Origin of the sequence: Clostridium tertium (genome assembly GCF_902652255.1) — a bacterium.
GTDB lineage: Bacteria > Bacillota > Clostridia > Clostridiales > Clostridiaceae > Clostridium > Clostridium tertium_A.
This window is the reverse complement of sequence record NZ_CACRTO010000017.1, coordinates 81676-102268: the sequence shown is the minus strand read 5'-3', so window position 1 is coordinate 102268 and position 20593 is coordinate 81676. Positions and strand designations below refer to the sequence as shown.

Below are 20593 nucleotides of genomic sequence, written 5' to 3'. Positions count from 1 at the left end.
ACAAAAAGCAGTAGATTTATTATCATAAATCTACTGCTTTCTTCTACTATTAATTAGTTACTTTTTCAACTTCATAGCCTTTACTTCTTAGTTGACCAACTACACTATCCTCTCCAACTAAATGAACTGCTCCAACTGCTACAAAGACCTTATCTTTATTTTTTATATAGTCTTCTATTTTTTCAGTCATATTTTTATCTCTATTGAATAAAAACATATTATAGCCATCTTCTGACAATAAGTTTTTAGCATCTTTTCTATACTCCTCAAAAAACTTTTCATTTCCTTCTCCAAGTGCTTTTATCCCTTCATTCAAACTATCATATGATAAATCTAGATTTTTCAAATCATCAATCATCAAAATTTCTAAATCAAAATCAGAAAATTTTTTCATTAAATCTGCTTGAAATTCTCCTCCTTCTAAAGAAATTATCTCTTTGTTATTTTCTTTAGCCATCTCTGTTAAATATTGATCTAATGAAGTTGTGTTCTTTATCTTTTTTTCCTTCTTATAATTCTCTATTGCAATTGCATTAAAAATAAAAGGAGTATATTCTAAATAAACTTCATCTACTTTCAAATTATCTATAGTGTTCTTAATTATTTCTTTGCCATCTTCTGATACGTGATTATATATATTATCTCCTTCTTCATACTTATACATATTAAAGTCCAAATGGAAATTACCCAAATCACTACCTTGTTCACTAGCAAATATATCTGAAGATTTTAGTGAAGTTTCAATACTTTCATTAAGTGGAAAAGAACTTTTATTAGCTTCATGCTGAGTTCCAAACAAATATACTTCTGTATCTTTTACCTTATATAATAAGCCTGGCTTATCATTAGGCATTTTTAGAAATTCTTTATCTTCGGATGCTCCACATCCTACAAGAGTACTAACACTTAGTACTAATACAGATACAATAGATATTAACTTTTTTAGTATACTTCTCATAATTACCCCCATAATTTACATTTTTTAATAGTAACTTAATTATAACCCTTTATTTCAAATTATGTAAAACTTTATATATTATGTACTTATATGTTTTCTATGAAAAACTTGGGTTTCCATGAGTCTTCTATTAATATTATCCTTTATACTACATAATAATCCCTTTAAATCTATAAAATTCTCACTAGCAAAATTTCTATTTTTAATATAACCCTTCTTATTTAAAAGAAGTTCAGAAACTTCTGAACTTCCTTCTAAACTGCAAATTATTAACTATTAATTGTTAACTATCCTTACCCTATCTTAATACAACTCATAGAAACAGATGAGTTTTGAATACTCTTATGAATAACTTCTACTTTATCATCTTTTTCTTGAGCACCTATTACATATATTAATGGTAAAAAATGTTCATCTGTTGGTACTGCAAGCTTGGAGATATCCCCTAATACTTTATAGTTTAGTATTGCCTTATGATTATATGACTTTACTGAATCTATAATATAATTATCAAAAGCTTCAGCCCATTCATGAGGCTTTCCATAGACATCAGAACTTGCAACTCCTAAATTATGAACTATATCTCCACTTCCTATTATTAATATTCCTTCTTCTCTAAATTTAGTTAACTTTTTCCCTATCTTATAATGTTCCTCTTCTGTTAATTCAGCATTTAAGCTTAGCTCCATAGTAGGTATATTTGCATTTGGGTATAAATATTTTAAAACTCCCCAAGAAGCATGGTCTAGCCCCCACTCATCTGTAAGCTCTACCCCCTCTTCTTTAAGTTCATTATAAATCTTTTCAGCATATTCTTTCCCACCATATGGTTCATATTTTATATTATATATTTCTTCTGGAAATCCATAAAAATCATAAATTTGTTTTGGTTTTTCACTGTATGTCAAATATGTTCCTTTAGTTTTAAAATGAGCTGAAATTATAATAATCGCCTTTGGTATTTCTAACTCTTGTCCAAGTTTTATTAATGACCTTGTATATTCATTATCTAAAACTACATTCATAGGACTACCATGAGATAAAAATAAAACTGGCATCTTTTTATTCATTTCCATCACCTCATAAATCTTTATCTATTATACACATATTATCCCTAACTCTACATACTGTCAAATTTTTATTATTTTTCAAATTGATGTATCAAATAACATTTTAATAATTACCAAAAGATTATTCCCAATATTACAGGCGCTAATAAAATCTTTTAAAAATGAAACTAATCGACAAATCTTTTTATAATTGATCCTCTTCATTAATTATTACTAAATATAATCATACTATACTAAAAAAGACCCCCGTACTATTTATTCAGCACATAAGTCTCCTTAATTTATCTATTCATTATTTAAAATTGTTATATACTAGCAAATGAAAATAGAATATGTGAAATAATCATATGGTGAAAAATTAGAAGTACTTGGTGAAGCAAAAGCTAATAGACCTTAGAGTTGTTGGTTTGTCTAAGCGTATGCGAGTTTTACCAAAACTCTTGGTCTAGTAGCTTTTGCAAGCCTAGAACTTCTTTTTGCAGCCATTAGATTATGGAGCATATTCTATTTTCATTTGTCTTTATATTCACATTGTTAATTGCCTATATTTTGCTTAGTATTAAATCTACTAATCCATGAGCCATCTTATCTATTTCTTCTTGGTTTTCTCCTTCTAGCATAACTCTTACTAGTGGTTCTGTACCTGAAGGTCTTATTAATACTCTTCCAGCTCCATGAAGTTTTTCTTCAATCTTTTTGATTTCATTTACTATTTCTTCATCTTCTAAGTATATATTCTTTTTATCATTTGGAACCTTAGCATTAACTAAAACTTGTGGAAGTTCCTTCATTATTCCTGCAAGTTCGCTTAAAGTCTTTCCACTTTTCTTTCTTATTGCAGCTACTTGAAGAGCTGTAACTAATCCATCCCCAGTTGTATTGTAGTTTAAGAAAATAATATGTCCTGATTGTTCTCCACCTAGAACAAATTTATCCTTAACCATTTCTTCTAATACATATCTATCTCCAACCTTAGTCTTGATAGTCTTTATTCCTTCTTTTTTACACGCAATATCTAAACCTAGGTTGCTCATTACTGTTACTACTAAAGTATCATCTTTAAGCTTTCCTAAATCCTTTAAATATTTTGCACATAACATTAGTATAAAGTCCCCATTAATTAAGTTTCCTTTTTCATCTACAGCTAAACATCTATCTGCATCTCCATCAAAAGCAAAACCTAAGTCACAGTTCTTTCTTACAACATAATCTTGTAACTCTTCTGGGTGAGTTGAACCACACTTTTCATTTATATTGGTTCCATCTGGATTATCGTTTATTACATAAACTTCAGCGCCTAATTCTCTAAAAGCATTTACAGCAGCTTTATAGCAAGCACCATTTGCACAATCTAAAGCAACCTTTAAACCTTTTAAATCTACTGGTATTGTTGATAAAGCATAATCTGTATATTCATCAAGAGCTCCAACTTCTATATGTGATCTTCCTAGCTGATGTCCTGTTGGACTTGGTACTCCCTCAAAGCCACTTTCAATTACTCTTTGTATTTCATCTTCTAAATCATCTGGTAACTTATATCCCTTATTATCAAAGAACTTAATTCCATTGTATTCTACTGGGTTATGTGATGCTGAAATCATAATTCCTGCATCAGCATTGTATTCTCTTATTAAATGAGCTACTGCTGGAGTAGGTACAACACCTAATATTACTGCTTCTGCTCCTACTGATAATATTCCAGATACCAAAGCAGCTTCAAGCATATCTCCTGATATTCTTGTATCTTTTGCAACTAATATCTTTGGTTTATGAGTCCCTTCTGTTAATACATATGCACCTGCTCTACCTAAACTATAAGCTATTTCAGATGTTAATTCAGTATTAGCAATTCCTCTAACTCCATCTGTACCAAACATTCTACTCATATTTTTTACCTCGCTTTTTTCTATCGTTATACGTTAATTTACATATTAATATTATATATTATTAGTCTATACAATAAAACCTAATTATTTCTTAATTTTTTTCAAGTCTTTCTAATATTAGATTGTATCCACCAGTTCCATAGTTTAAGCATTTATTTACTCTACTAATAGTAGCTGTGCTAGCTCTTGTTTCTTCAGCTATTTCTGTATAAACCTTTTTCTCATTTAATAGCTTTGCAACCTGTATTCTTTGAGCTAAAGCTTTCAGCTCATTTATAGTCGCAACATCCTCAAAAAAACTATAACATTCATCTATAGTCTGAAGCTTTAACACTGCCTCAAAAAATAAATCTAACTCTGGATTTTTAAGCTTACTTTCAGCCATGATTAACGTCCACTCCTAACCTTTCTCATTCTCTTTTGAATAACTCTATGTTTCAATCTATAATCTACATTTTAAGTGTTATAAAATTATAAGTACAAAAACATTTTTAAGTAAATTGCACCAATCGAAAGCATATATCTTCTTTAATTTTTATAGAAGTTAACTCTATACTTAACTAAATTAAAAAATTAAAATATGAAATATAATTTAATAAAATGTAGAAACTTTATTGCAGCTTATATGCTACAACTAAAATTATAACTTTCACTTTGTTATTTTACAACTATATTAGGATAAAGTGGTTACTCTTCTGGCTCATAATTTATATCTTTATTAAATTCATTTAATCCATTATCTTTTAGCTCTTCATATATACTTTTAGTTGGTACTAACCACACTTCTCCCGTGCCTCTATAAACATTAAGTAAACCCTCTCCATTCATAGCTGAACCTACTAATGTTGTACCTGATTTTTCAACAGTAAACTCTATATTGCCACTTCTTAAAATAGCAAAACTTCCATCTACCTTTAGAACATCCCTATATAACTTACATCTCAATATTTCTTTTTCTGGTACTGGAACTTCTAAAAGTACTATTCCACTTCCAGATAACCTACTTTGGAATATACCTTCTTTTCCAAAAATTAATGATGAAATACTTTTTTGCATAATTGGCTCTATTTCTATGCTCTCTTCACAAGCCAAAAACATTTCATCATCTATTATTATTTCCTCATCCTCTAACTCTATTAATGTAAAATGTCCAAAACTAGGTTCTAAAAACACTTCACCTGTTCCTCTAAGTATAGGCTTAAACATAGATTCTCCAGTGACCTTATTTGAAAATAGTTTTTTACCCATTCCAATTAAGCCCCCTGACTTTGTTACTATCTCTATATTCCCCTTCATATAGCTTAAAGCCCCAGCTTCTATTTTTATAGCACTATCATCTAAAATTATTCTAGATTGTTTTAATCTAATAGCAGATGATTTCATTAAATTTAATTGCATTGATGTATTTAAATCTCTAGCTCCTTGCAAATCATCGTATTCTAATATTTGGAATACGCTTTCATTCTTCATCTCAGATACCATGGTTAATCTATTCTTTATATTCTGTGAAGTTATCAAATCCATCCCCTCCACCAATAATTTTACCATAATACATAAAGGTAAAAATAGTAAGTTACATATTATTTTTCATTTTCTTATTCTTATTAAATTATATTCACACTATAAAGCATCTATAAAACTAAAAGAACTCAACAAAAGCTGAGTTCTTAATTCTCAATTCTTAATTTCAAGAAACTCAGTTCGCCTGAATTTCTTCCTTTAGTTCACTAAAGTAAAAAGATATTATAGCTATAATAATAGCTTCCAAATAATATAAGTATGCCGACTTGGAACTTGTGAGGTCGGCCAGACTTATATTATTGGAAGCTTTATTAGTTATTATCTTAGTAAACTCTTGCTTCTTCTTCTCCATTAAGTACTCTTAAAGCACCTTCTGCTAAAGCTAATAATTCATCTTCTCCAGGATATACTGTTACATTTGATATCCAACCAATTTTATTCTTTAATGCTTCTACTACTACATCTGAATAAGCTATTCCACCTGTTAAGATAATTCTATCTACTTTTCCTTCTAATACAGTAGCCATTTCTCCTATACACTTTGATACTTGATATATAAATGCATTAAAGTATAATTCTGCATTCTTATCACCTTCAGATACAAGCTTTAATACATCTCTAGCATCATTTGTATTTAAATATGCTACATAACCACCTTTTCCTACTATCTTGCTATAAATTTCTTTTTCAGTGTACTTATTGCTATAGCATAATTTTATTAATTCTCCAACTGGAACTGTTCCTGCTCTTTCTGGTGAAAATGGACCTTCTCCATCTAAGGCATTATTTACATCTACTACTCTACCTTTTTTATGAGCTCCAACAGATACTCCTCCACCCATATGTACAACTATTAAGTTTAAGTCTGAATAGTTTATATTATTTTCTTTTGCATATCTCTTAGCAACTGCTTTTTGATTTAAAGCATGGAACTTACTTACTCTAGGTAATTCAGGAACTCCTGAAACTCTTGCTACATCTTCTAATTCATCTACAACTACTGGATCTACAATAAATGCTGGTATATTTAGCTCTTTAGCAATCCTATCTGCAAGGATTCCTCCTAAATTTGAAGCATGTTGCCCTTGTACTCCAACCTTTAGATCTTCAAGCATAGCATCATTTACTTTATAAGTACCACTTTCCATTGGCTTTAACATTCCGCCTCTACCAACTACTGCTGCTAAAGTATTTAAATCGAAGTTCTTTTCCTTTAATATATTTACTATTATGTCTTTTCTAAAATCTATTTGATCAAATATAGTTTCATACTTTCCTATTTCCTCTGAAGAATGTCTTAGTGTTTCTTCAAATAACTCTTTAGTATCTTCATACACACCTATTTTAGTAGATGTTGAACCCGGATTAATAATTAATAGCTTATTTGACATAGTAAAACCTCCATAAATTTATTTAACTATTTTGCTTCTGCAACTAAAGCTGCTAATGCAATTGAATGTACCTTTGTTTCAAAGCTATCAGCTCTTGAAGTTAAAATAACTGGTGCTGATGTTCCTACTAATAAACCACCATTTCTTGTTTTTGCTGTATAAGTTAATGTCTTATACATAACATTTGCTGTTTCTATATTTGGAAGTAATATTATATCTGCCTTTCCAGCTACTTCTCCTGTTACCCCTTTATGTTTTGCTGCTTCTTCTGATAATGCATTATCTAAAGCTAAAGGTCCATCTACTATACATCCCTTAATTTGTCCTCTATCATTCATCTTAGATAATAATGATGCATCTACAGTTGCAGGCATATCTGGATTTACAACTTCAACTGCACATACTGGTGCAACCTTTGGAAGTTCTATTCCACAAGCATGAGCTACATCTACTGAGTTATTTAAAATTTGAACTTTTGCTTTTAAATCTGGATATGTATTAAATGCTGCATCTGTTAATAGTATTAGTCTATCTATTCCTTCTATCTCAAAAACAGAAACGTGAGACATAAGCTTTCCAGTTCTTAAACCAACTTCCTTATTTAATACACATCTTAAAAATGTAGCAGTATCTACTAATCCCTTCATAACCATATCAGCCTTACCACTTGAAACTAATTTTATAGCCTCTAATGCTGCTTTATTTGGATTTTCAACATTAACTACTTCAAATTGAGTTAAATCCATATTAATCTTTTCAGCTATTTCTTTAATCTTAGCTTCATCTCCAACTAATATAGCATCTGCAATTCCTTTTTCCTTAGCAGCCTTTACAGCCTCTAAAACAGGTTCATCTTGAGCTACTGCTACTGCAACCTTCTTTTTAGAACAATCATTTACCTTCTTTAATAAGTCATCAAAATTTCTACTCATTCCTCGCACCTCACACTAAAGTTATTTTTAATAATATCAGTATAAATTTTAAATATTAAGAATTTTCTTTTCAAATATATTGTATCTTCCCTATCTTAACAATAATATGAAGCCATCTGAGAGATGTTTACATTGTTAAAATAATATCAAATATTTGCCTAAATAATCCACATAATTATATTGTAACAAAAAAAATCCTGAAAGTAGTAATTTTCAGAATTTTCTTTAAAATTTATTTTATAGGCCTATATTCTTCTATAATTTTCTCTGCAACCTTTAGTCCATCTACCGCAGCCGAGATTATACCTCCCGCGAAGCCTGCTCCCTCTCCTGCAGGGTAAAGTCCTTTAATTGAAATACTTTGTAATTTTTCATCTCTATTCATTCTAACCGGCGCTGATGTCCTTGTCTCTACCCCTGTTAAAATTGAGTCATAATCATCATATCCTTTGATCTTTTTACCAAAGTCTGCTATTCCTTCTTTTAAGGCTTCTATTACATAAGGTGGAAGGCATTTTCTTAAATCTTCAAATACATATCCACCAGTATAACTTGGTTTTACCTTTCCAAGCTCTTTACTTACTCTATCTTCCATAAAATCTCCTAGAAGCTGAACCGGAGCTTTATATCCACCTCCACCAACCTTGAAGGCTAACTCCTCATAATATCTTTGGAATTCCATACCTCTTAAAGGGGATGTTCCTTCAAAATCATCTGGACTTACTGTTACTACTAAAGCTGAATTAGCATTATCTAAATCTCTAGCATGATAGCTCATTCCATTAGACACTAATCTATTTTTTTCTGAAGCTGCTGAAACCACTACTCCACCAGGGCACATACAGAAGGAATATACTGCTCTTTTTAACTTTTCACTTTGATAAGTTAATCTATATTCAGCTGCCTTAAGTCTTGGATGATTATACATTTCCCCATATTGACTTTTATTTATTACCTCTTGAGGATGTTCTATTCTAACACCTATTGCAAAAGCCTTAGGTTCCATATTTACACCTATTTTATTTAACATTTCATATGTATCTCTTGAACTATGTCCGATAGCTAGTATTAACTCATCACATGGCTTTTCTTTACCATTTATCACAATACTACTTACTCTACCATCTTTAACTTTTATCTCTTCAAGCTTAGTTGAAAATAAAACTTCTCCACCTAACTCTTTTATCTTTTCTCTAATATTCTTTACTACACCTTTTAAAAGATCTGTTCCCACATGAGGCTTAGCTAAATATTTTATTTCTTCTGGTGCCCCTGATTTTACTAGCTCTTGTAGTACATAGTCGCATCTTGTATCTTTTATTCTAGTAGTTAGCTTTCCATCAGAAAAAGCCCCTGCACCACCTTCACCAAATTGAACATTAGATTCTGTATTAAGTTCTCCAGTTTCCCAGAACTTATCAACAGTCTCTGTTCTTTTATCCACATCTTCTCCACGTTCTATTACTATTGGTTTATAACCTTTCTCAGCTAATAGAAGAGCTGCAAATATTCCAGCTGGTCCAAAGCCTACAACTACTGGCCTATTCTTTAATTCCTTATTTCCAAAAGGTATCTCTGCATTGTATAAAGTTTTCTCTAACTTTACATCCTTATCTTTTAGCTTACTTACTATCTTCTCTTCATTTTTATGTTCTATTTCAACACAATATATATATTTAATGTTGTTTTTCTTTCTAGCATCTAAGCTTTCTTTTATTATTTTTATATTCTTAACTTCTTCCTTTGAAACTTTTAATTTTTTTGCTACTTTATTAATCAAAGAATTCTTATCTTCATCTATGCTTAATGATAAATTATTTATTCTAATAGACATATCAATCGCCTCTCTTTATATTAGTATTTACATTACACATATTCTTTATTTTATTTGCACCTTATTTTATCATATTATTATATTAAATACAGTAAAAAGTAAATAAATATACGTTTATAATTTAAAATTAAAGAAACCCAGTTTTATAACTGAGTTTCATAAATAAATAAGAAAGGGTTTATCTTATTTTATAGTGTTAGTCATTATTGTTATTGTTATCATTACTATTATTGTTATTATCTCCTTGAGCAACTTCTTTTACAACTGTCACACTTATTGGCTCAACATATGATACTGAGTAATTCGTATTTAAACCATCTAAGGATACCTTAGGAGTTACTTCAAAAGTTCCCTCTTCTTTATAACTGCTTAAATCTATAGAAGCCTTTATCTTATCGGCAGATACACTGCTTATTTCATCTTCAAATCCTTTTATAGTAACCTTAATTACGTCTTTAGATGGAGTAATTTTCAATCCTTGATTCGCACCACTTAAGCTATATTTAATACTGAAATCCTTACTAATAATTCCAACTAAATTTACTCTTACACTTAACTGCTCCTCACCTTGGGCTACTTTAACCCCCTCAGGTATATTTATACTTAAATTAACATCTTGTGAGTTAGTTATGGATGATAGGTCTATAGGTGTTGTAGTTACCTCATTTATAGTATCAAGGATCTCCTTAGGACCTAATATTTCAACAGTTTTTCTACTACTTTCTAAAGATTTCAGTTTAACTCCAGATGGTAATGTTCCTACAGTAGAAATATTTATTTTTACTGATTTCCCCTTACTAACCTTTATTTCCACCTTTGCAGTCCCTTGTGAAAGAGTAATTCCTTCTACCTCATCTCCATGTTCATCAACAGGTATTATTTCATAATTTCCTATTATATCTTCGCTTACTTCTTCTTTGCTATCATTTATTATTAATTTGCTCACACTATTAACTGATGATTCAGGGCCGCTAATCTTAATCTCTTCTGGTGATATAGTCGGCTCAGAAGCGAAATATCCTTGCTTAGTTTTAACCTTTATATTAGATGTTACTGGGAGATTCTTCTCCACCATATCTTCAATATTAACCTGTATAGTCAATGTATTTGTATTTCTTATACTTATTGATATAGGATAATCCACAATGGATACTGGTACTTTATTAGTTCCTTTTTTCCAAGCATATTCACTTAAATCTACTTGAAGCTTAAAATCACTCTTTTTTATTTTATTAATATCATTAGTATTTCCTTCTACCTTCAAAGTCACATAAAATTCTTGATTAGGTGATAAAGCTAATTTAGAACTAGTTAGAGCATCTAAATTCACTAGTTCAACTGGTATCTTACTAATTTCTGTAGTTCTTATTTTATTCTCTACATTAGTAACATATACCCATAAGCCTATAGATAATAAAAGACATATTATCGGTACTATTAATTTGTTTTTTTCCTTATTATCCATGACTTCACCTTCTCCCCAGCTGACTTAACTTTCTTCTTATCACTATGCTCCATTAATTTAATTAATACCATTCTTAATCTCTCTTTATCGTATCCCCTAGTTAATTTACCATTTATAGCAAGAGAAACAATACCTGTTTCTTCAGATACAATTATTATTATTGAATCTGATATTTCAGATAAACCTATGGCTGCTCTATGTCTTGTACCAAGTTTTTTATTTATAGAAGTATTATTAGTTAAAGGCAAAACACAGCCTGAAGCCAATATTCTATCCTTTCTAATTATTGTTGCACCATCATGAAGTGGTGTATTAACAACGAAAATATTTTCTATTAAATTAGATGATACTTTTGCATCTAATACTGTTCCTGAATTTAAAATTTCACCAAGTCTGGTTACTTTTTCTATTACTATTAATGCACCTGTTTTAGAATCAGCTAAGTTATCAACAGCATTTACTATTTCACTAACAGTTATATTCCTATTTTCCACATCCTGAATACTATGAAGTTCTTCAAAGGCACTTCTACCTAAATGCTCTAAAGCTCTTCTTATTTCAGGTTGAAAAATAATTACTACAGATAATAGCCCTATAGTTAGTGTTTTATTTAAAATGAAGTTAAGCATTTCAAGCTTTAAAACATAACTAATAGGTATAAAAATTATCATAAAAATTATACCTTTTAAAAGCTGTTCTGCTCTAGTTTCTTTTATTAAGGAATACCCTTTATAAAAAATATAAGCAACTACTAATATGTCCAAAATTGCAAATATAGATATGTTTTTTATTGTGTTCATTATAAATGTACTTACTTCCTGCATCTATGGGCCCCCCTAACCTTGATATATTATAATTATACACCAATTCCTTAAATCTTAGTATAAAGAGCTTAACTTTTTTCAATTTTAATAATATTTTAAGAGTTTCTATAATATAAATTTATGTAAAGAAAATTTTATAGGGGTGATTTATATGGTTTTACTCATAGGTATTTTAAAAAAGCATAAGACTTTCGTGATTTCAATTATTACTTGTGTATTTATTATTTCAATTTCATTATTTTTATTAATTTTCAATTCTAAAGGTTTTAAAGCCAATAGGGAATTAAAGCAGATTAGTAAACAATTAAACAATATTAACATATCTCTATCTGATAGTATAGATGACTTAAGCATAGATACTTCAAAAGCTTCTTCTAATCTTTCAGATGGCCTTACTTCATTAAGAGAATTATCTTCTAAACTTATAGATATAGATGCTACCTCTGTTAATAATTCTGAAATTAAAGATGCTTTATCTACCTCAGTAGATTCTACTATTAACTTATATGATACATCCTTAAATTTGTTAGCTACTCCTAATTCAGTTACTAGTAATGATGTATTAACGAATTTTGATAATTTAAAAAATGAGTGCATTAATAATTATGAAGCTTTAAGTAAGAAAAATATAAATGTACGGTTTTCCAACTCTACATTAAACTTCTTTAGTAACTATTATAATTATTTAAATACATTAGTTAAGGTTAATAGAGATTCCCAATTTAAAACTTCACTAGAGAGGGAATTTATCTATAAGATTGATGGATTCAAAAATGACTTTAACTATTTAAATGAGGATTTAACTCCTGCAATAAATAAAGTAAAAGAAGACAATAGAGATTTAGTAGTTATAATTGATGATATTTATAAAAAAGAAACTTTATATCAAGACCTAGAGGATACTCTATCTAAAATATCAATTCCTGAAGGTAATATGGATTCTTATGAAGCTTTAAAAGAATATATAAATTCTTATAAACCTTATTTAGTAGCAATTAAAGAAGCTGTCATATTAGATAAAACTAATGGTAATGAGGAAGAAGATATTAGTAGAAAATATAAAGAGGCATCGTCTAAAAGAGACAATGTTTTAGTTGCTTTTGAAGCTTTTAATAAAAAATTAAATAATAATTAGTATAAGTTTCCCCCTTTTGGTAATAATAATTTTGGATTATTTAATTATCCAAAAGGAGGTTATTTATGAAAATATTTAAAAGCTTTATTTTATTAATAGCCCTTTTACTTTCAGCAAATACTGTAACATATGCATCTAGCAATGTAACAAACTTGAAAAATAATATATTAAAAGAGAAAATAAATATTGAATTAATAAATATGTATGATAATGATGTGGTAGAAGTTTTTAACCACAATGATAGTTTAGTTTATTTAACTGAAGAAGATTTAAAGTTAATGGCAGAAATAGTCTATGCTGAAAGTAAAGGTGAACCCTACGAGGGTAAGGTTGCAGTTGCCTCGGTTATTTTAAATAGGGTACTTAGCCCTGGTTTCCCTAATACAATACAGGAGGTAATACTTCAGCCTAATGCTTTTTCTTGTGTAGTTAATGGAGAAATTAATGTAACTCCTACAGAAGAATGCTATAGTGCTGTATATGATGCTATAAAAGGTAACGATCCTACAAATGAGGCTCTGTTCTTCTACAACCCTTCTATAGCAACTTGTTCATGGATGCAAGATGTTCAGAAAACAAATAGTAAAACCATAGGGCAACACTTATTTTTTAACACATACTAACGTAAAATAAGTGCTGTCGCACAATGAATAATGAAAAATTAATAAAAAAAAACTCCCTAAGAAGTTTTGAAAAGAAATTAATTTTACTAATTCTGTAAGAATTACATCAATAATTCTTCATTTTTAATTTTAAATTCTTAATTTGGGCTGTTTGTGCGACAGCCCTTTTTTATTAAATTTATATTTCATAGTAACTGAGATTAGTCTTACATATAAGTAGATTGGTACTTTTCTATTCTTCAAAGGTTCCTTTAACTACTGCTTCTCCCTCTTTAACCATTAATTTACCCCTAGCTATTACAGTATCTATTTCTAAAGAATCTTCTTTTACTAATACTAAATCAGCATCTTTTCCTATTTCTATGCTTCCTTTATTCTTAAGCTTTAATACCTTAGCTACATTTGAAGTAATTACTTTAAGTGCTTCTTCTATTTCTATATTATATGTCTTAATGCATTTTTTAACTTCTTCATAAAGACTTGCAACAGAGCATATTCCTACTTTAATTAATTTACCCTTTTCATTAAATATAGGCATACTTCCATTTCCATCTGAAGAGAAGGTTACATTAGCTACATTTGCTTTATTCTTTATTAATATACTTAGAGCTTCACTTGCTGATAATTCTCCTGGGGCTAACTGATCTTCTGGAGTACTTGTTGTAAAGTCTATATATCCACCTTTATTTATATACTCTTCTCCTGACTTAAATAAATCACCATTTCTATTGATATGAGTAGGTAAAATTTGAGTTATTGGTAGTTCTGTTTCATCGGCTAATCTAAATAAATATCCTAGCTTTCTCGTACCATCTCCTAAGTGTATATTTGCTATACCTGCCTTTCCAGATAAAAGCCCCCCAACTCTTGCTTGTGCTATAGCTTGAATTAATTGATCATAGGTAGCCTGAGAACTTCTTGTATCTGAAATAGCTAGTTCACCTATACCTATTATGTTATCTATTAACATAATATCCTTCTTAATTTCCCCTGTTAGAGTCTTTACAGGAATATCATATGATCCAGTATAACAATAAGCAGTTATACCTTCTGCTTCTAGGGATTTTGTCTTAGCAATTAAACTTGCCATATCTCTACAAACTCCATCTGTTCCAATACATCCAACTACTGTAGTAATTCCTGCCTTTGTTAATGATGATAACTTTATTTCTGGAGTTCTCATATTAAATCCGCCTTCTCCTCCAGCACCATTAATATGAACATGATTGTCTATAAATCCTGGGAGTAATAACTTCCCTTTTCCATCTATTACTTCTATATTAATAAAGTTTTCTGGTACATTTAAATCATCATATATTCCTTCAATTTTATTTGATGATATTACTACATCTTTAACTCCTAAATATTCAGGAGCATATACTTTAACTTTCTTTATAACCTTTATCATACTCTATTGCCTCCTATGAACTTATAATCTCTTGAATTTTGCTATTATTATAAATAGAATTTGGATAATTGTCTTTAAGCTTAAGGGCATAAGTTTTACTTTTTTCATTATTTCTATCTTTATAAATTAAAGCAGCTCTATAATAAGCTTCTTGTATGTAGCTTCCACCTTCATATTCTTCTATATAAGCATCATAGTAATTAATAGCCTTATCTACATAATTTAAATTTTCATAAGCAGATGCTAATAAAAACATGATATCATCTCTTAGGTGGCTTTTTTCAGCACTTGGTAATACTTTTTCTAATACTACTTTTGCTTCTTCTATATTATTATCTTCATAATAACTAGATGCCTTTATATAACTTTCCTTAATTTCTTCTTCAGTTAAAACTTCTATTTCCTGACCCTTGTCTTCTTTTTCTGAAGTTTCTTCTCTATTCTCATTATTGACTTCCTCATTATTAATATTTTCCTCATTAGTTTGATTGCTATTATTTTCATCATGAGAATTATTATCTTCTATATTATTTTGTACCTCTTCAGCTTTTATATTATCTTCATTATATTTATTACTAACCTTATCTTTAATAAAAATAGCTATAAATATACTTATAATAATTAATAACGCTACTGGAATAATTTTTTTCAGTAAACTACTATCTTTTATTTCTAATGCATTATTTAATTCTTTCTTTATTTCTTTAGCCTCTACATTAACTTTATCTATTTCTATTAATTTACTAAGATTCTCATGACTTTTTAAATAGTCACCCTTTCTTAAATAACAAATAGCTAAGTACTTATTTACATTAATTGAATTAAAATCACTTTCTCTGCATAAATCTAATAATTCTATAGCCTCATCTATCTTAAACTTATTTATACATTCAACTGCTCTATTATATAAATTAAGTCTTTCATAATCCTTTTCTATATCTTTTAAATAAGATGAAGAAATATCATCATTATTAAAATGTCTATTTGTCTTAAAAAGAGCTACAGCCTCTTCTAAATCTCCCCTTAAATATAAAAGTAGTCCTTTTAAATTTAATAACTTTGAATTAGATAAATCCCTACTTATTCCCTGCTCACATATATCTATAGCTTTATCTATATATCCATTATTATATAAATTTAATGCCTTTTCATAAGTTTTATTTTCTTTATTTTTCATCCATATACCTCTATTAGTAGTACTTCTTTTATAAGTTATTTTTACTTTATAATTATCGTACCACAGCTAAAATTCTTTTGCACACATTGTCATAAAACGCGAGCCATTTTATTAATGAAGAATGAAAAAATTATAATTTTTCCTCTTTTATATTTAATACGTTATCTAGTTAATATTAAAATTTATATATTTAGTTCTATATAAATTTGATATAATATAATAAGAAAAGTTTAGTGCGTCAACACTAAGCAATCCTTATAACGTTTATTTTGTTTTAAGGCTATTGAATTAATTAAAAAATATTTAATTAAGAGTGAAGCACACTATTCTTTGCCGGATGGGTGCTTTTTCTCTTTGCTGTTAAGTTCAATATGAAGACCATTAAAAAATATCATTTCGTTTTTAAGTGAAAATTTAATTATACTTTCTTTAACTATAAAATAAGGATGTAAAAGACATTTGACATGTTTTTACCTTTTTGTAAAGGCCTTTTGATAGATAGAGATAAGGTAACATGTTATGATTCTTATAGATGGAGGTAAATAATGATGGAAGTTGGGAAAAAAATTAAGAACGCTCGTGTGAAGTCTAGTCTTACACAAGAGCAAGTCGCTGGAAAAATAATGGTTTCTAGGCAAACACTTTCTAATTGGGAGAATGGAAAATCATTACCAGATATTTTAAGCGTTATAAAATTAAGTGACCTCTATCAAATAAGTCTTGATGAGTTATTGAAAGGAGATCAAAAAATGATTGAAAAAATTGAAAAGGACACCAGTATTGTAAAAAGTAATCGCAAATTGATGATAATAGGATATGTTGCATTAGCACTTGCAATGATATTAACAGCAATAGATATTAGCACTACTAATCCAATCTTTGATTTTATTGGCGCCGCTTCACCATGGGTATTACTTGGAGTAGGAGTTGCATGTATATGTACGTATATTAGCAATAAAAAGGAAAACTAAATTCCAATTTATATGTTAGATATATAATTAAGAGATATACTATATTATTCAAAAGTTAATATACTGTATTTTAAATTTACATTTCAAATATATCATAAAATACTTTTTATTCAAAAATCCCTAAGTATTTTTTCCTTAATTTTTAATTCTTCATTTTTAATTATTTATTTTACGAAGCAAAATAAAAGGACTGCTTTCGCAGTCCTTCATACTATTCTTGTTCTAATATTATCTTCTTAGCAGTTAAGATTGATGTAGCACTCATTGAGAACTCATCTAATCCATATTCAACTAATGTTGGGATAGCAGTTTCGTCTCCTGCCATTTCTCCACACATTCCTACCCACTTGCCATGCTTGTGAGCTCCATCTATAGTCATCTTGATTAATCTTAATACAGCTGGGTGCATTGGGTTGTAAAGGTATGATACCTTTTCACTCATTCTGTCAGCAGCTAATGTATATTGGATTAAGTCATTTGTTCCTATAGAGAAGAAGTCTACGTGTTTAGCTAATTCATCAGCATAAACAGCTGCAGCAGGAATTTCTACCATTATACCCCATTGGATTTTTTCTGAGTATTCTTTTCCTTCTGCCTTTAATTCAGCCTTACATTCTTCAACGAATTCTTTAGCAGCTTGGAATTCTTCTAAGCCTGAAATCATTGGGAACATAACAGCTAGGTTACCATATACAGAAGCTCTTAATAAAGCTCTGATTTGAACCTTGAATATGTCTTTTCTATCTAAACATAATCTTATTGCTCTATATCCTAAGAATGGGTTCATTTCTTGTGGTAATGGTAAGTATGGAAGTGTCTTATCTCCACCGATATCTAGTGTTCTTATAACAACTTGCTTTCCATCCATTATTTCAAGAACCTTCTTATAAGCTTCGAATTGCTCTTCTTCAGTTGGAGCAGAATCTCTATCCATGTATAAGAATTCAGTTCTGAATAATCCAACACCGTCTCCACCATTTGCAACTACTGCTTCAGCATCTGCAGGTGAACCGATATTTCCACAAACTTCAACTCTTCTTCCTGATTTAGTAACTGTTTTAACAGATATTAATTTCTTTAATTCTTCTTGTTCTGCTAAGAATTTTTCTCTCTTTGCAGTATATTCATCTATAACTGATTGTTCTGGGTTTATTATACATATTCCTTCAATACCATCAACTATAACCATATCTCCGTTTTTAACTGATGTAGTTATATCCTTTAATCCAACTATTGCAGGAATTTCTAAAGTTCTTGCCATAATAGCAGAGTGAGAAGTTCTTCCTCCAATGTTAGTTAAGAAACCAGTTACTTTACTTCTATCTAATTGAGCTGTATCTGATGGAGTTAAGTCGTGAGCTACAACTACAGTATTAGCTTCTGTAATTGCAAAAGCATCTCCGCCTTTACCTGCAAGATTAGATATAATTCTCTTAGAAACGTCCTTTATATCAGCCGCTCTTTCTTTCATATATTCATCTTCCATTGAATCGAATATCATTACAAATGTGTTTGTAACGCTTTCAACAGCCTTCATAGCATTTATGCTATTTGTTTCAATTTCTAATAGCATTCCACCAGTAAACTCTGGATCATCTAATAAAGTTAAGTGAGCTTCAAATACTTGCGCTTCATGTTCACCAATTTCTTCTAATGCCTTATCTCTTATTTTTTCTAATTGAATTTTAGATTGAGCTAACGCTTTATTTAAAACTTCCTTTTCAGCCGCAATATCAGAAACCTTTGCATCTGTTATCACTATTTCTTCATGTTCTTGTAAAAATACTTTACCTATTGCATAACCTTTAGATGCAGCTATACCTTTTTTCATTCTTGAGATTCCTCCTTAAATAGCTATAAATTCAAACCATGAATTTAATAGAACGTACTTTATCTATTTTAAAATTACAACTACAATGTATTATAACATATTTTTTCTTTATGTTAATAAAAATACACATAATTTTTATTATTTTCTATCATCCATTTTATTCATATTCATTTTTTTGAAAATTATTTATATTTCAATAAAATTATATATAAAAACATTTACATTTAATGTATCTTACTTGCAGATAGTAATAATTTTAATTTTAATAATCTTAATTAGTATTTAACATATATTATAAAATTACTTATTTAAAACTTAAATTTTAACTTTATTAGAATAAAATAGAAAGAGATTCAGTAACTCTGAACCCCCCATTAGCTCTAATATTATTATAAATCATCAATAAGTGCTCCAGCCTTCGCATAAGCTGTTGATTTAGCTTCAAAGAAATCTGTTTTAACTGAGTTAGCATCAGCTAAAATATCTACCCAAGCTGCCGGATTTTTATCATATCCTTCATATATTTCTTCTAAGCCTATAGCTCTCATTCTTATATTTCCTAAATATTTTATATAATCTTCAATTAACTTCTTATTTATACCTTGGATATTGTCCCCTATTACATAATGTCCCCAAGCTATTTCATGATTTACGGCTATCTTCATCATTTCTTTTAGTTCAGTTCTTAATTCCTCTGTAAATAATTCAGCCTCTTCTAATTGTAACTCTTTTAAAATATTTCTAAATAACCAAAGATGTGTATTTTCATCTCTATTAATATATCTTATTTCTTGAGCTGAGCCTGGCATCTTACCATTTCTTTCTAAGTTATAAAAGAACATAAATCCTGAATAGAAATATATACCTTCTAGTATGTAGTTTGCCATAGCTGTTTTAACTAAGTTCTCCTTAGTTGGAGATTCAATAAAATTATTATAAAGGTCTCCTATAAATTTATTTCTTTCTAATAGTCTCTTGTCATCTTTCCATTGATACAGTATTTCGTTTCTCTTTTCTGGAGAGCAGATTGTATCTAACATATAACTATAACTTTGTGAGTGAACAGCTTCTTGGAATGCTTGAATAGTTAAGCATAAGTTTACTTCACTTGCAGTTATATAGTTATTTATATTTGATAAGTTTGCTGTTTGTATAGAGTCTAAGAATATTAAGAAAGAAAGTATCTTATCATAGGCTGTTCTTTCTTCAATTGTTAACTTATTATAGTCCTTTAAATCTTGAGATAAATTTATTTCTTCTGGTATCCAAAAGTTATTCATTGCTTGCCTATACCAATCAGATACCCAGTTATATTTCATATTATTAAAATCATTTAAATTAGTAGTATTACCATTTATCATCCTTTTTTTAGATGTTTCTGTATCCCCAAATTCATTAAAAAGAGGCTTTTTATTTACAACCATAGTTACCCTCCAAAGTTTCTATATTTTATCCGACATCTACCATCGCTAACACTCCCCCTTCTATAAGTGGGAACTAAGCACTTCTAGGAGCCTGCATTAGTTATTCTAAGCTTCAACTGAAGTAATCATCCTGCACTCTGTGA

General features: G+C 29.2%; 17 protein-coding genes. 3 read left to right on the top strand and 14 right to left on the bottom strand.

Annotation, left to right across the window (positions count from 1 at the left end):
- Window positions 1-49 precede the first annotated feature (49 nt).
- From GPX08_RS07275 to GPX08_RS07230, 10 genes are all read right to left on the bottom strand, one after another.
- Window positions 50-970, bottom strand: a complete 921-nt coding sequence (locus GPX08_RS07275; RefSeq protein WP_156626156.1) for a hypothetical protein — start codon at window positions 968-970, stop codon at window positions 50-52.
- Between the two features lie 281 nt (window positions 971-1251).
- Complete coding sequence (gene ygiD, locus GPX08_RS07270) at window positions 1252-2028, bottom strand: 4,5-DOPA dioxygenase extradiol (protein ID WP_156626155.1); 777 nt, start codon at window positions 2026-2028, stop codon at window positions 1252-1254.
- 542 nt (window positions 2029-2570) lie between these two features.
- Window positions 2571-3914 carry a phosphoglucosamine mutase gene (locus GPX08_RS07265; RefSeq protein ID WP_156626154.1) on the bottom strand — a complete coding sequence of 448 codons (1344 nt, stop codon included), beginning with the start codon at window positions 3912-3914 and terminating at the stop codon, window positions 2571-2573.
- Between the two features lie 91 nt (window positions 3915-4005).
- Complete coding sequence (locus GPX08_RS07260) at window positions 4006-4299, bottom strand: TrpR-like protein YerC/YecD (RefSeq protein WP_156626153.1); 294 nt, start codon at window positions 4297-4299, stop codon at window positions 4006-4008.
- 302 nt (window positions 4300-4601) lie between these two features.
- Complete coding sequence (locus tag GPX08_RS07255; RefSeq protein ID WP_156626152.1) at window positions 4602-5432, bottom strand: AIM24 family protein; 831 nt, start codon at window positions 5430-5432, stop codon at window positions 4602-4604.
- Window positions 5433-5758: 326 nt separating this feature from the next.
- The gene (buk, locus tag GPX08_RS07250; protein WP_156626151.1) at window positions 5759-6826 is read right to left on the bottom strand and encodes a butyrate kinase; all 1068 of its coding nucleotides are present in this window, start codon (window positions 6824-6826) and stop codon (window positions 5759-5761) included.
- 26 nt (window positions 6827-6852) lie between these two features.
- Window positions 6853-7758 (bottom strand): phosphate butyryltransferase, encoded by a 906-nt coding sequence (ptb, locus tag GPX08_RS07245; RefSeq protein ID WP_156626150.1) that lies wholly within the window; start codon window positions 7756-7758, stop codon window positions 6853-6855.
- A gap of 232 nt (window positions 7759-7990) precedes the next feature.
- Window positions 7991-9592 carry a hypothetical protein gene (locus tag GPX08_RS07240; protein WP_156626149.1) on the bottom strand — a complete coding sequence of 534 codons (1602 nt, stop codon included), beginning with the start codon at window positions 9590-9592 and terminating at the stop codon, window positions 7991-7993.
- Window positions 9593-9788: 196 nt separating this feature from the next.
- Window positions 9789-11057 (bottom strand): hypothetical protein, encoded by a 1269-nt coding sequence (locus GPX08_RS07235; RefSeq protein ID WP_156626148.1) that lies wholly within the window; start codon window positions 11055-11057, stop codon window positions 9789-9791.
- Complete coding sequence (locus GPX08_RS07230) at window positions 11030-11881, bottom strand: TIGR00159 family protein (protein ID WP_156626147.1); 852 nt, start codon at window positions 11879-11881, stop codon at window positions 11030-11032. Before GPX08_RS07230 ends, GPX08_RS07235 begins: the two co-directional genes overlap by 28 nt.
- Before the next feature lie 151 nt (window positions 11882-12032).
- Between GPX08_RS07230 and GPX08_RS07225 the strand changes: the two genes are divergently transcribed.
- Window positions 12033-13016 carry a hypothetical protein gene (locus GPX08_RS07225; RefSeq protein WP_156626146.1) on the top strand — a complete coding sequence of 328 codons (984 nt, stop codon included), beginning with the start codon at window positions 12033-12035 and terminating at the stop codon, window positions 13014-13016.
- 65 nt (window positions 13017-13081) lie between these two features.
- Window positions 13082-13639, top strand: coding sequence for a cell wall hydrolase (locus tag GPX08_RS07220; RefSeq protein WP_156626145.1), 558 nt, complete (start codon window positions 13082-13084; stop codon window positions 13637-13639).
- 232 nt (window positions 13640-13871) lie between these two features.
- Here GPX08_RS07220 and iadA read toward each other — a convergent pair whose 3' ends face one another.
- Together iadA and GPX08_RS07210 are read right to left on the bottom strand one after the other, a co-directional pair.
- Window positions 13872-15047: a beta-aspartyl-peptidase gene (gene iadA / locus GPX08_RS07215; RefSeq protein ID WP_156626144.1), complete on the bottom strand. Its 1176-nt coding sequence runs from the start codon at window positions 15045-15047 to the stop codon at window positions 13872-13874.
- A gap of 13 nt (window positions 15048-15060) precedes the next feature.
- The gene (locus tag GPX08_RS07210) at window positions 15061-16224 is read right to left on the bottom strand and encodes a tetratricopeptide repeat protein (RefSeq protein WP_156626143.1); all 1164 of its coding nucleotides are present in this window, start codon (window positions 16222-16224) and stop codon (window positions 15061-15063) included.
- 548 nt (window positions 16225-16772) lie between these two features.
- On the opposite strand from GPX08_RS07210, the gene GPX08_RS07205 reads away from it, so the two are divergent.
- Window positions 16773-17195 (top strand): helix-turn-helix domain-containing protein, encoded by a 423-nt coding sequence (locus GPX08_RS07205; protein ID WP_156626170.1) that lies wholly within the window; start codon window positions 16773-16775, stop codon window positions 17193-17195.
- A gap of 211 nt (window positions 17196-17406) precedes the next feature.
- On the opposite strand, the gene ptsP is transcribed toward GPX08_RS07205, so the two are convergent.
- Both ptsP and GPX08_RS07195 read right to left on the bottom strand, forming a co-directional pair.
- Window positions 17407-19026 (bottom strand): phosphoenolpyruvate--protein phosphotransferase, encoded by a 1620-nt coding sequence (gene ptsP / locus GPX08_RS07200; protein WP_156626142.1) that lies wholly within the window; start codon window positions 19024-19026, stop codon window positions 17407-17409.
- A 389-nt stretch (window positions 19027-19415) separates the two neighbouring features.
- Window positions 19416-20450 carry a ribonucleotide-diphosphate reductase subunit beta gene (locus GPX08_RS07195; protein WP_156626141.1) on the bottom strand — a complete coding sequence of 345 codons (1035 nt, stop codon included), beginning with the start codon at window positions 20448-20450 and terminating at the stop codon, window positions 19416-19418.
- Window positions 20451-20593: the final 143 nt, after the last annotated feature.